Origin of the sequence: Phycicoccus sp. 3266 (genome assembly GCF_031456495.1) — a bacterium.
Lineage (GTDB): Bacteria > Actinomycetota > Actinomycetes > Actinomycetales > Dermatophilaceae > Pedococcus.
The window spans coordinates 1996110-2008319 of record NZ_JAVDUW010000001.1 but is presented as its reverse complement, the minus strand read 5'-3'; the positions used below and the strand labels follow the sequence as shown (position 1 = coordinate 2008319).

The following is a 12210-nucleotide window of genomic DNA, read 5'->3' as shown; positions in this document are numbered from 1 at the left end:
AGGGTCAGGCGGTCTCGATCTGGGCCGAGCGGTGCTGGGCGAACAGGGCTGCCCACGACGTGATGTTGGGCCGGCGCTTGAGCAGCGCGCGGCGCTCGCGCTCGGTCATGCCGCCCCAGACACCGAACTCGGTGCGGTTGTCCAGCGCGTCGGCGAGGCACTCGGCGATGACCGGGCAGCGCTGGCAGACGACCTTGGCGGTCTGCTGGGCCGCGCCCTGGACGAAGAGTGCGTCGGGGTCGGACTTGGAGCACGCACCCAGCGGCGCCCAGTCGTCGACCCACGCAGACCCGTGGGGACGCTGCCGCATGTCCTGCTCCGGTGCGATCGTCATCCTGGTGCCCCTCCAGCTGTGCTCCAGACGCGTTTCCTTGCGTCTGACGTCGTTGTCGACGTTCGAAAACGATAGGAATTCGGGCGCTTCCGGGACATGGTCCATTCGTGTAGTTCTGCGATGACCGAAGGGACTAGTCATTGCGAACCACACCGTTTCGTGGCCCTGACCAGCCCGTTCGTGCCACGAGGCGGGACCCCCTCCGCCACGCGGGCAGGGAACCCGGGCGTCCCGCCACCCGGGACCGGGACGAATCGACAGTTACCCTTGGCACATGCCTGGACGCGCCGCCAACCTCGGGAACGTCGTCAGCCTGCTCGGAGCCTTCGTCGCCACGGCGCTGGTCATGGGCCTGCTGGCGGCCGGACTGCTCATCCCCGCCGTCGGCGCGACCGGCAGTGTCGCCACCGCGGGCGTGAAGGCCTTCGACGACCTGCCCAGCGAGTTCACCACCTCGCCACTGTCGCAGCAGTCGCGCATCGTCGACGCCCGTGGCCGGGTGCTCGCTACGCCGCAGGAGGAGAACCGCGTCATCGTCAGCCTCGACCAGGTCGCGCCGATCATGCGCAAGGCCCAGGTCGCGATCGAGGACAGCCGGTTCTACGAGCACGGTGGCGTGGACCCCCGCGGCATCACCCGCGCGGCCGTCTCGAACTTCCAGGGCCACGACGTCCAGGGCGCGTCCACCCTCACCCAGCAGTACGTGAAGCTGACGCTGCAGGAGAACGCCCTGCGGAACAACGACAAGGCGGCGGCCGACGCCGCCGTGCGGGTCAGCGCGGCCCGCAAGATCCAGGAGATCAAGTACGCGGTCACCCTCGAGAAGGAGATGACCAAGGACCAGATCCTCGCCGGCTACCTCAACCTGGCCTACTACGGCGACCTCGCGTACGGCATCCAGGCGGCGGCCGAGCACTACTTCTCCGTCCCGGCCAGCAAGCTCAACCTGCCGCAGGCGGCCACGCTGGCCGGCCTGGTGCAGAACCCGAGCCGCACCGACCCGTTCAACAACGGCCCCGAGCGCGCCCAGGCCCGCCGCAACGTCGTCCTCGACCGGATGCACGAGCTCGGCATCATCAACGACAAGGACTGGAAGGCCGCCAAGGCCATCCCGCTGGCGAAGATGCTCAAGCGCAAGGACCCGCTCAGCAACTGCGCGGCGTCGAGCGAGCCGTACTTCTGCAACTACGTGATGGCGTACCTCAAGGACACGAGCAACCACAACCTCGACGCCCTCGGCAAGACCGTGCCGGAGCGGGTCAAGAACATCACCCAGGGCGGCCTGACGATCCAGACCACCCTCGACCCGACCGTCCAGAAGGCCGCCCTGGCCGACCTGACCGCCCGGGTGCCCAAGGGCAACAAGGCGATGCCGAAGGACTCCTACGACAGGAGCAAGGCCGGCATCTCGCGGCTGGTGGGCGCCGCCTCCACGCTCATCGAGCCGAGCACCGGGCGGGTCATCGCCATGGTGCAGAACTCGAGCTACCCGACCACCTCCAAGCAGCAGACGGCCTACGGATACACCCAGGTCAACTGGAACGTCGACACCAAGTACGGCGGCACCAGCGGCTTCCAGTTCGGGTCGACGGCCAAGATGTTCTCCATCGTCCGTGCCCTGGAGACGGGCATGTCGGTCAACGGCACCATCCCGTCCAAGTTCGCGAGCACGACCCAGTCGGCGTACTACTCCCCCGAGGAGCAGGGGTCCTGCCACGACACCAAGCCGTACCCCATCCGCAACGACTACCCGGTGGGCGGCAAGCCGATCCCGTTCCGCAAGGCGACGGCCGACTCCATCAACACCGCCTTCGCGTCGCTGACCTTCAAGCTCGGCACCCGCAACGTGCTCAACACGATGACGAAGATGCACCTGCACACCGGCGACGGCGGCAACCTCCCCTGCTACGCCAGCTCGGTCCTCGGCACCGGTGACGTCACCCCGATGACGCTGGCCAGCTCGTACGCGATCCTCGCCAACAACGGCAAGTACTGCGCGCCGAACCCGATCCTGTCGATCACCACCCCGGACAAGAAGCCGGTCAAGATCGGCACCACCCCGTGCCAGCAGGTCATCGACCCCGACGTGGCCAAGGGTGCGACCGAGCTCCTCAAGGGCGTCATCAAGAGCGGCACCGGCACCAGGGCCTCCCTCGGCTCCCGGCCGGCGGCCGGCAAGACCGGTACCACCGACAACCACGTCGAGTCCTGGTTCGTGGGCTACACCGCCCAGCGCGCCGCCGCGGTATGGGTCGGCACGCCGTACTCCCAGCGGGGCATGAACCGGATCACCCTGGCCGGTCAGTGGTACAAGGGCGTGTTCGGTGGCGACATCGCCGCACCCATCTGGAAGGGCATCATCGAGGCCGCCTCGACCGACCTGCCCGACCGCGACTTCGGCGACGCGAGCAGCAAGGTCCTCAACGGCGACAACATCGCCATCCCGTATGTCAGCGGCATGTCCGTCGCGCAGGCCATCTCGACCCTGCAGGCCGCCGGGTTCAGCGCCCAGGTCGCGGGCACCACGAGCAGTGGCATCGCGCGCGGGCTCGTGGTCTACACCAACCCCAGCGGGACGGCCACCAAGGGCACCACGATCGGTCTCTACCTGTCCAGCGGCCAGGCGCAGCAGGCGCCGCCACCGACGACCAAGAGCACGCCGACACCCAAGCCCACCAAGACGAAACCCGGCAAGGGCTGACCGGCCGGGCGGACCAGCCGCCCGGGACCTGAGAGGGGCTCCCCACCAGCGGGTGGGGAGCCCCTCTCGTCGTATCGGTAATCAGCGGCCGGAGAGCGCGGCCTTCACGACCGCGGCCACGCGGCCGCCGTCGGCGCGTCCGGCGACCCGCGCCTGGGCGGCCTTCATGACCTGGCCCATCTGCGGCATACCGGTGGCGCCGGTCTCCTCGACAGCTGCGGCGACGATCTGCTCGAGCTCGGCGTCGGACAGCTGGGCGGGCAGGTAGGTCTCGAGGACGGCGTACTCGGCCTCCTCCTTCGCCGCGAGCTCGGGCCGGTTCGCGTCGGTGTACGCGGTCGCAGCCTCCTTGCGCTTCTTGGCCTCCTTGGCCAGCACCTTGAGCACCTCGTCGTCGGTGAGCTCGCGGGCCGTGGTTCCGGAGACCTCCTCGTTGGTGATGGCGGTCAGGGCCAGGCGCAGCGTGCCGGCGCGGACCTGGTCGCGGCCGCGGATGGCGCTGGTGAGGTCGTCCTGCACGGTGGCCTTGAGGCTCTTGTCGCTCATGGAGCCCAGTCTCTCAGGCCGCGGCAACCGGGTATCCGCGCGGCCTCCGGGGACATTTGCGAGGATGGCTGACGATGATGCGAACGGTGGGCACGACGGTCGGCGGCGCGGTCGCACTCGCAGCGGGTGCGGTGGCGTACGCGGCGCTGGTCGAGCGCAGCTGGTTCGCCCTGCGGCGCTTCACGGTGCCCGTGCTGCCCGCGGGCTCCGCGCCGGTCCGGGTGCTGCAGGTGTCGGACCTGCACCTCGTGCCGCGGCAGCGCGCCCGGATCGAGTGGGTGCGCGGGCTGGCGACGCTGGCGCCCGACCTGGTCGTGAACACCGGCGACAACCTGGCCGCGCTCGACGCCGTGCCCAGCGTGCTCGAGGCCCTGGAGCCGCTGTTCCGGTTCCCGGGAGCGTTCGTCATGGGCTCGAACGACTACTTCGCGCCGGTGCCCAAGAACCCGGCGCGCTACCTCACCCGCCGGCACGCGGAGGCGCCCCCGGGCCGCCTGCGGCTGCCCACGGAGGACCTGCGCGAGGGCATGGTCGCCGGGGGCTGGCTCGACCTGGACAACGCGCGCACGACCATCTCCGTGGCCGGCCGGGAGCTCGAGCTCGTGGGCACCGGGGACGCGCACATCCGGGCCGACCGGTATGCCGCCGTGGCCGGCCCCGCGTCCGCCTCGGCCGACCTGACGGTCGGCGTGACGCACGCGCCCTACCAGCGCGTGCTCGACCCCATGGTCGCCGACGGCGCCCGGCTCGTCCTCGCCGGCCACACCCACGGCGGCCAGCTCGCCGTCCCCGGGTACGGCGCGCTGGTCACGAACTGCGACCTGCCCACCGACCGGGCCAAGGGCCTGTCGCGGTGGTGGCCAGGTGCCGGTGCGCCGTATGCCGGTCGCGCCCAGTGGCACCAGAAGCTCGACCGGTGGGGCGAGGTCCACCTGCGCGGTGGCGACGAGTCGCAGTGGGAGGCGCCGCAGGACGCGGCGTGGCTGCACGTGTCGGCCGGGCTGGGCACCTCGCCGTACGCGCCGGTGCGGTTCGCGTGCCGCCCCGAGGCGACGCTGCTGACCCTCGTGCCCGAGACGTCCACGGCCTGACGGGAGCCGACCGGCCGGGCGGGCGACCTCCGCGACCGGACCGTTCGTGCCACATCCGCCACGAACCGCCCTCCGCGCGCCCGCGACAGGACCGTTCGTGCCACATCCGCCACGAATCGCCCTCACCGGGGGATGGAGGCGGAGGCTCGTCGTCTCCGCAACCCACCGCGTGGCGGCACGACGGCATACCGATTGGGAGGCGGAACGGGTGGTGGGCTATCCTTCATTGTCGCTGCTTCCGGACCGCGGTTCGGGGTGGCGATTGCCACGGGGTGTGGCGCAGCTTGGTAGCGCGCTTCGTTCGGGACGAAGAGGTCGCAGGTTCAAATCCTGTCACCCCGACCACACACAACAGCAGGTCAGAGGCCCTCCACCGCACCAGCGGGGAGGGCCTTCGTCATGGACAGGCGCACGGCGTCGGCGCGGATACTGGGGGCATGGGTGCTGGCGCACTGGGTGGCCTCATGGCGGCGGTGGTCGTCGCCATCGCCAGCCTCTGGGTGCTGCAGGACGCCCGGGCGCGCGCCAGGCTCGGACGACCGGTCGTCGCGACGTTCGGCGCCCTGACGGTCGACCGACCCGAGGTGTGGGCGGCCTTGTCCCTGGTGGTCGTGGTCGTGTTCCTGCCGCTGTACCTGGTGGCACGCGCCGCGGACTGATGCCCACCCGCCTGGTGCCAGGCACCTGGCCCCCACGACCCCTGCTCGTGCCGGCAACGGCGTCCGCCCGTCTGGCACGCTGGCGCCCGTGCCGACATTCACGAGCCCCCAGATCGTCCTGTTCAGCGCCGACCTCCCGCGCGCGGTCGAGTTCTACACACGGCTCGGCTTCGAGGAGGTCTTCCGGACACCCCGCGAGGGCACGCCCATCCACGTGGACCTGGTCCTCGACGGCTACCGCATCGGGCTGGCGAGCGAGACCTCGACGAGGGACGACCACGGCCTGGACCCCGTCGTCGAGGGCCAGCGCGCCGCGGTGATCCTGTGGACGGACGACGTGCCCGCGGCATACGCGCAGCTGCTGGAGGTGGGGGCCACGGCGGTCAAGGCGCCCGAGCCCTGGCTCGGACGGCTCCTCATCGCCTGGGCGACGGACCCGGACGGTCACCTCGTCCAGGTCGTCCAGGACGCCGAGCCGCCCACGACCTGAGCCGCCCCGCACACGGGGACGTCGGCAAGGCCCTCCGGGGCAGGGTCGCCGGTCAGGGGAAGGCCTTCCACGTGCCCTCGGAGACGACCTCCGGGGTGCCGTCGACGACCGCGATCGCCGTCTGCTCGTCGATGGCGTAGGCGGGACCGCCGACCTCGGCCGCCCACTTCTCGGCGTTGGCCAGGACGTTCCAGGCCATGTCGGGGTGGTTCAGGTGCGGGAAGATCGAGAAGTCGACGAGGCCCAGGGTCCGGTCGCCGTCGGTGGACCCGCTCCAGGAGACGAAGTCCTCGCCGATGTGGGGCGTCATCACCATGCTGCCGGCGCTCACGCCGACCCAGACCGTGTCGGTCAGCGACGGGAACAGCTCAGCCAGCCCCGACTCGCGCAGCCAGTGGCACAAGTACGTCGCGTCCCCGCCGTCCACCAGCAGCACGTCGGCCTCCCGGACCCACGGCTCCCACCGGTCCCGGCCGATGCCGGGCAGTGCGGTGAGCTCGAGCAGCCCGACCGACCTCCAGCCCAGGTCGACCATGGGGGACGACGGCTCGCCGCCCGGAGCCAACCCCGACACGAAGCGCCAGGCCGACTGCGGCGTGCACCACGGGTGGCCCCACTCGGCGCTCGGGATGCAGAGTGCGGTGGACTCCTCGACGGGCTTCCCGAGGAGGCTGACCAAGCGTTCCCGGATGCTCGCGTTGGTGACACCCCCGGACGTCAGCAGCAGCTTCACGACGACTCCCCTCCTGCTCGTGGTGCGCGGTCCCCGTGCGGTCAGGACGACGCGGTGGTCATTCTGACCGGTCGACCGGCCGGGAGTCATCGGTCCCGCCGAACCCGCCAGGCCCCCGGGGTCCGGGCCGTCGCGCCCTTCGGGCCTCGACCGGTCAGCTCGCGAGGCGGTCGAGGGCGGCGAGGTAGCGCCGGGTCATCGCGTCCTGGACGACCGTGCCGACCGGGCCGCCGAGCCGGGCGAGCGCGGTCGCCGGCCGCGAGAAGGCGGTGATGGTGAAGGTGATGCGCCCGTCGCCCCCGCGGCGCAGCAGGAACAGCTCCTCGCCCGACTCGGGGTGCCCGAGCAGCGTCCCGTAGGCGAAGCCGCGCCGGTCAGGCTCGTCCACCACGGAGACGACCCGGCAGGGGATCCGGACGGACAGCGGCCCCACCCCCAGGCGCATGTCGACGACCGCGCCGGGGACCGCGCGGGGACCCGAGGCGGCGACGCGCAGGCCGGCGCGCTGGTGCACCCGCCAGGCCAGCAGGTCCTCGGCCGCCCCGTCGAGGTCCCGCCGGGCCAGGACGCGCTCCTCGCGTACCGCCCGGTAGCCGGCCGGCGGCGACGCCGAGCCGCTGGCGCCCACGGCGGCATACGTCAGGGGCGCGGCACGGAGCTGCTCGAGGCGGCCGGGTGGGATCGGGCTGGTGGCCATGGCCCATTGTGGGGGTGCGCCCCGGCGGAGGTGTCCGGCGCCACGGCGCGGGCGCCGGGTGTGAGAGCGTTCGGCGCATGGACGGCTGGCGCGCGGACCGCATCGGCGCGGCACTGCGCGGGGAGAACCCGACGGTGCTGCGGCGTATGCCGGGTGGCTTCGCGGTGGTGGGCGACGTGCAGTGGCTCCCGGGGTACTGCGTCCTGCTGACCGACGACCCCCAGGTCCAGCGGCTGTCCGACCTCCCCCGCGGGCGCCGGCTGGAGTTCCTCGACTCGATGGCTCGCCTCGGCGAGGCGGTCGAGCGTGCCTGTGGCGAGAGCGATCCCGCGTTCCGCCGGGTCAACCTGGAGATCCTCGGTAACACCGACCCGTACCTGCACGCCCACGTCTGGCCGCGCTACGGCTGGGAGCCGCCGGAGCTCGTGCGCAAGCCCGTCTGGCTGTACCCGCCCGGCCACTGGTCCGACCCGGCCACGGCCCTCGGGCCGCAGCACGACGCCCTCCGTGCCGCCATCGCCGCGCACCTCGCCGAGGAGCCTGTGTAGGGGCTCCCCCGAGTGGGTAGGAGCAGGCGCCGAGGGCAGTGCCGTCGGCGTGTGCGCCTGCCGACCGGCCGGTGCCGAGCCGGAAAGGACGTGCTGGATGCCGCAGGAGCTGTGGGAGATCGAGACCCAGGAGCCGACCGTGCTGGTCCGCTGGAACTACCTCGACCACGACGGCGCGCTCGACAGCGAGGTGTGGCAGGGGACGCTGCGGGCGGCCAAGGACGCCTCCGCCTCGACCCGGGTGCCGGAGCTGGGGCTGCGGACCTACCTGGAGGTGATCCTCACGACCGTCGGCACGCAGGGGACGGTCGAGTTCTTCTGCACGCTGCCGGAGGAGGAGCGCACCGTGGGCTACTCCATCGACACCAGTGGTGCGCTCACGGTGACCATGGACGGCCTGCCCCGCTTCGTCTTCAACGCCCGCTCGTGGGACTCGATCAAGCTCAACGGCGCGACCATCCGCGACTGAGCCGTCGTCCCCTTCCTGCCGTCCCAGCCCGGAGACCCGGGTTCAGAGCCGACGCGAAGGCGTACCGCCCCGTGCCATGCGCTCCAGGGCCGCCGGTTGCGGCAAGACACGGACCAGTGCGCCCGTCTGGAAACCCCTTTGCCCCGTAGGGTGAAGGTTGGCCCAGGCCCGGATCGATGAGGATGTGGCGATGGCGGACGTACTGCTCGGCGTGGACACCGGGACGGGCAGCACCAAGGGGGTGCTCACCACTGCCGACGGGACCATCCTGCGTACCGCGGTCCGGCAGCACTCGATGAGTCTGCCGCGTCCGGGGTGGGCCGAGGTGGACGCCGAGGCGGTCTGGTGGGCGGACTTCGTGGGCGTGTGCCGCGAGCTGGTGACAGACCTCGGCGAGCACCAGCTGGTGGGTATGTGCGTCAGCGGCGTGGGCCCGTGCCTCCTGCTGTGCGACGCGGACCTGGCTCCGGTCCGGCCGGCCATCCTCTACGGCATCGACATGCGCGCCACCGCGGAGATCGAGGAGCTGACCGAGCGACTCGGCGCCGAGCACGTGCTCGAGCGGTGCGGCAAGGCCCTGTCCACCCAGGCGGTCGGCCCCAAGATGACATGGGTCCAGCGCCACGAGCCGGACGCCTGGCAGCGGGCCCGCCGGTGGTTCAACTCCAATTCCTACCTCGTGGCGAAGCTCACGGGTGAGTACGTCCTGGACCACCACACCGCGAGCCAGAACGACCCCCTGTACGACCTGCAGCGCAACGACTGGGCGCACGACTGGCTCGACGGCATCGTCGGGCACCTGGAGGTTCCCCGACTGGTGTGGCCGGCCGAGGTCGTCGGGCACGTCACCGCGGAGGCGGCAGCCCAGACGGGTCTGCCCGAGGGCGTCCCCGTCTGCGCCGGGACGGTCGACGCCTGGAGCGAGGCCTTCTCGGCCGGCGTCCGCCATCCCGGGGACCTCATGCTGATGTACGGCTCGACGATGTTCTTCGTCCAGGTCCTGCCCTCGATGCAGACACACCCACTGCTGTGGACCACGTCGGGCGTCGAACCGGGCCAGTACACCCTCGCTGCGGGCATGTCGACGTCCGGCTCCCTCACCTCGTGGGTGCAGCAGCTGACGGGCGGCGCTCCGTTCGAGCAGCTCGTCTCCGAGGCCGCCGCTCTTCCACCGGGATCGGACGGCCTCGTGCTGCTGCCGTACTTCGCCGGTGAGCGCACGCCGATCTTCGACCCGAGGGCGCGCGGCGTCGTGGCCGGCCTCAGCCTCAGGCACGAGCGCGGGCACCTGTTCCGGGCGGTCTACGAAGGCATCGCCTACGGCATACGGCAGATCGTCGAGTTCCTCGACGGCGAGCAGACACCCATCGAGCGGCTCGTGGCAGTGGGCGGCGGTACCCAGGGCGGCCTGTGGACCCAGATCGTCAGTGACGTGGTCGGACGTCCACAGGTCGTCCCCACCCAGACGGTCGGTGCGAGCTACGGCGACGCGCTCCTGGCCGCCATCGGCACCGAGCTCGTGGCGCCGGAGACCGACTGGGCCTCGGTGGGGACGGTCGTCGAGCCCAACAAGGAGAACCACGAGCTCTACGACCGTCTGTACCGCGTGTACGGCGACCTCTACCCGGCGACCAAGTCCTTGGTGCACACCCTCGCGTCGACGCAGGAGGACGCCTTCCGGAGCTGAGGCACCGGCGCCCGTAGTCGGACCTGCCAACCGGTCCCTGCGCGGGCACGGGGACGGGCCGGACGCGGAGTGTCCGCGCCCGGCCCGCCTCGGCCGCTCTCAGGCTCTTCCGTGGGAGACCCGCGAGCGCCGCGCCAGCGAGTCGATGAGCACGGCGAGCGCGAGAACCCCGCCGGTGATCATGAACCGTGGCGCCGACGAGAGGTTGAGGAGCGTCAGGCCGTTCGAGATCGACTGGATGACCAGGATCCCGAGCAGGGCCGAGTAGGCGGACCCGCGGCCGCCGAACAGGCTCGTTCCTCCGATGACGGCCGCTGCGATGGCGTTCAGGTTGACGTCGCCGGTGCCTGCGCTCTGGCTCGACGACGCCAACCGGGCCGCGCTGAGGACGCCACCCGTCGCGGCCAGCAGGCCGGTCAGGACGAACGCCGACAGGTACACCCTCTTGACGTTGATGCCCGCGCGACGGGCGGCCTCGACACTGCCACCTACCGCGAACATGTGCCTGCCCCAGCTGGTCCGGGTCAGGGCGTAGTTCGCGACCACGACGGCGATGACGAACAGCATGAACATCCACGGGACGCCGTTGTCACGGTTGAGATACCACGCAGCGAGCAGGAAGAGCACCAGGAGGGCGACCGCACGGAGCACGAGGATCTGGGTGCTCGTGTACGACAGGTTGGCCTTCCGCCGTTCGCGGGTGTTGAGGAGCCCCGTGAGGAACACGACCCCGGCGGCCACCACCGCGAAGACGTAGGCCACCACCGGAGGCAGGAACTGCTGCTGGCCGAAGGTCACCAAGGCCGTGCCGTAGGGAAGGTTGATCGACCCCTGGTTGCCGAGCAGCTGCAGCTGCAGTCCCAGGAAGGCGAGAAGACCGGCAAGGGTCACGACGAAGCTGGGCATCCCGAAGCGGGTGAAGACGACGCCGTAGAGCAGACCGATGACCGCCCCGCTCAGCATGGCTGCACCGATGGCCAGGAGCACGGGCCAGCCCTGGTTGACCCAGAGCACCCCAAGGAAGGCCGAGGACAGCCCGCTGAGCGAGCCGACCGAGAGGTCGATCTCTCCGAGGATCAGCACGAGGACGATGCCCAGGGAGATCGTGCCGACTGCGGCACTGTCGTACAGCAGGTTGACCAGGTTGGTGGAGGTCAGGAAGACCGGGTTCAGCGCCTGGAAGATGATCGCGATGATCACCAGGCCCACGACGACCGGCAGCGGTCCGAGGTCGCCGGACCTCACCCGTCGGCCGAAGTCGCCGACGGCACCTCGCACGCCACCCTGCCCGACCGAGACCCGGCTGTCCTGGCGGTCCAGGGTCGCCCCACCGGGGCGAACCCCGCCGGCCGGCTCCGCCGGGGTGGTGGCGGTCTGTGGCGATCGTTCCTGCGTCATGACGGCTCCTCCGGGGGTTGGATGGACGACCCGGCCTCAGCGGCTCGCCGTTCCGAGCGGCGGGTGACGACGTTGTCGGTCGCCCCCGTGATGGCCGCGACGAGGTCGTGGCTGCTTGCCTCGGGACCGAAGACGCCGTTGTTGCGGCCGAGGCGCAGGACGACGATGCGGTCGGCCACGGCGCGCACGTCCTCCATGTTGTGGCTGATCATGACGACGCCCAGGCCGCGGGCCCTGACGCGCTCGATGAGGTTGAGGACCTCCGCCGTCTGCGCCACGCCGAGGGCGGCGGTGGGCTCGTCGAGCATGATGATCCGCGGGTTCACCAGCAGCGACCGAGCGATCGCGACCGTCTGCCGTTGACCACCTGACAATGAGGCGATCGGCACCCGGACGCTCGGGATCCGGGCCGAGAGCTCCCCGAGCAGCTCCCAGGACCGCGTCTCCATCTCCACCTCGCTGAGGCGCATCGGCCCCACCTCGCGGCCGAGGAAGAGGTTGGCGACCACGTCGAGGTTCTCGCACAGGGCGAGGTCCTGGAACACGGTCGCGATGCCGAGCTCCAGCGCGGCGGAGGGCGACTCGATCGAGACACGCTCCCCGTCGAAGAACAGCTCGCCCGCGTCGGGCTGGTGCACTCCGGACAGGACCTTGACGAGCGTGGACTTCCCGGCGCCGTTGTCACCGACGAGGGCGACCACCTCACCGGCGTGGACCTCCAGGTCGATGTCGGTGAGGGCCGAGACGGCACCGAAAGTCTTGCCGACCCCGTGCAGGCTCAGGATCGGGGTGGTCTCGCCCGTCGCGGCAGGAGTCGTTGCTGTGGCTGTCATGGTGAGGCCTTCCTTGGACTCGAC

General features: G+C 71.1%; 13 protein-coding genes and 1 tRNA gene. 8 read left to right on the top strand and 6 right to left on the bottom strand.

Features of this window, described 5'->3' with window-relative positions:
* Positions 1–4 precede the first annotated feature (4 nt).
* Positions 5–334: a WhiB family transcriptional regulator gene (locus J2X64_RS09645; RefSeq protein ID WP_310152967.1), complete on the bottom strand. Its 330-nt coding sequence runs from the start codon at positions 332–334 to the stop codon at positions 5–7.
* Between the two features lie 274 nt (positions 335–608).
* On the opposite strand from J2X64_RS09645, the gene J2X64_RS09640 reads away from it, so the two are divergent.
* The gene (locus tag J2X64_RS09640; RefSeq protein WP_310152965.1) at positions 609–3035 is read left to right on the top strand and encodes a transglycosylase domain-containing protein; all 2427 of its coding nucleotides are present in this window, start codon (positions 609–611) and stop codon (positions 3033–3035) included.
* A gap of 81 nt (positions 3036–3116) precedes the next feature.
* Here J2X64_RS09640 and J2X64_RS09635 read toward each other — a convergent pair whose 3' ends face one another.
* Entirely contained in the window at positions 3117–3581 is a 465-nt protein-coding gene (locus J2X64_RS09635) for a GatB/YqeY domain-containing protein (RefSeq protein ID WP_310152959.1), read from the bottom strand.
* Between the two features lie 77 nt (positions 3582–3658).
* Here J2X64_RS09635 and J2X64_RS09630 point away from each other — a divergent pair, with 77 nt between their 5' ends.
* From J2X64_RS09630 to J2X64_RS09615, 4 genes are all read left to right on the top strand, one after another.
* On the top strand, positions 3659–4672 hold the full coding sequence (locus tag J2X64_RS09630; RefSeq protein WP_310153204.1) for a metallophosphoesterase: 1014 nt from the start codon (positions 3659–3661) through the stop codon (positions 4670–4672).
* Positions 4673–4940: 268 nt separating this feature from the next.
* Positions 4941–5017 (top strand) — tRNA-Pro (locus J2X64_RS09625).
* A gap of 92 nt (positions 5018–5109) precedes the next feature.
* Positions 5110–5331, top strand: a complete 222-nt coding sequence (locus J2X64_RS09620) for a hypothetical protein (RefSeq protein ID WP_310152956.1) — start codon at positions 5110–5112, stop codon at positions 5329–5331.
* Positions 5332–5419: 88 nt separating this feature from the next.
* Positions 5420–5821: a VOC family protein gene (locus tag J2X64_RS09615; RefSeq protein WP_310152953.1), complete on the top strand. Its 402-nt coding sequence runs from the start codon at positions 5420–5422 to the stop codon at positions 5819–5821.
* A gap of 52 nt (positions 5822–5873) precedes the next feature.
* On the opposite strand, the gene J2X64_RS09610 is transcribed toward J2X64_RS09615, so the two are convergent.
* Both J2X64_RS09610 and J2X64_RS09605 read right to left on the bottom strand, forming a co-directional pair.
* On the bottom strand, positions 5874–6554 hold the full coding sequence (locus tag J2X64_RS09610) for a Type 1 glutamine amidotransferase-like domain-containing protein (RefSeq protein ID WP_310152949.1): 681 nt from the start codon (positions 6552–6554) through the stop codon (positions 5874–5876).
* Between the two features lie 154 nt (positions 6555–6708).
* Positions 6709–7251 (bottom strand): DUF1990 domain-containing protein, encoded by a 543-nt coding sequence (locus J2X64_RS09605; protein ID WP_310152946.1) that lies wholly within the window; start codon positions 7249–7251, stop codon positions 6709–6711.
* 77 nt (positions 7252–7328) lie between these two features.
* Here J2X64_RS09605 and J2X64_RS09600 point away from each other — a divergent pair, with 77 nt between their 5' ends.
* The 3 genes from J2X64_RS09600 (at position 7329) to J2X64_RS09590 (ending at position 9955) form a co-directional block, all read left to right on the top strand.
* Positions 7329–7799 (top strand): diadenosine tetraphosphate hydrolase, encoded by a 471-nt coding sequence (locus J2X64_RS09600; RefSeq protein WP_310152943.1) that lies wholly within the window; start codon positions 7329–7331, stop codon positions 7797–7799.
* Positions 7800–7896: 97 nt separating this feature from the next.
* Positions 7897–8268, top strand: a complete 372-nt coding sequence (locus J2X64_RS09595) for a hypothetical protein (protein ID WP_310152940.1) — start codon at positions 7897–7899, stop codon at positions 8266–8268.
* 190 nt (positions 8269–8458) lie between these two features.
* Positions 8459–9955: an FGGY-family carbohydrate kinase gene (locus tag J2X64_RS09590; RefSeq protein WP_310152936.1), complete on the top strand. Its 1497-nt coding sequence runs from the start codon at positions 8459–8461 to the stop codon at positions 9953–9955.
* Positions 9956–10054: 99 nt separating this feature from the next.
* On the opposite strand, the gene J2X64_RS09585 is transcribed toward J2X64_RS09590, so the two are convergent.
* Positions 10055–11353, bottom strand: a complete 1299-nt coding sequence (locus J2X64_RS09585) for an ABC transporter permease subunit (RefSeq protein WP_310152933.1) — start codon at positions 11351–11353, stop codon at positions 10055–10057.
* A complete protein-coding gene (locus J2X64_RS09580; protein WP_310152929.1) occupies positions 11350–12186 on the bottom strand; it encodes an ATP-binding cassette domain-containing protein in 837 nt (278 codons plus the stop codon). The genes J2X64_RS09585 and J2X64_RS09580 overlap by 4 nt, the downstream gene beginning before the upstream one ends.
* Between the last annotated feature and the right edge of the window lie 24 nt (positions 12187–12210).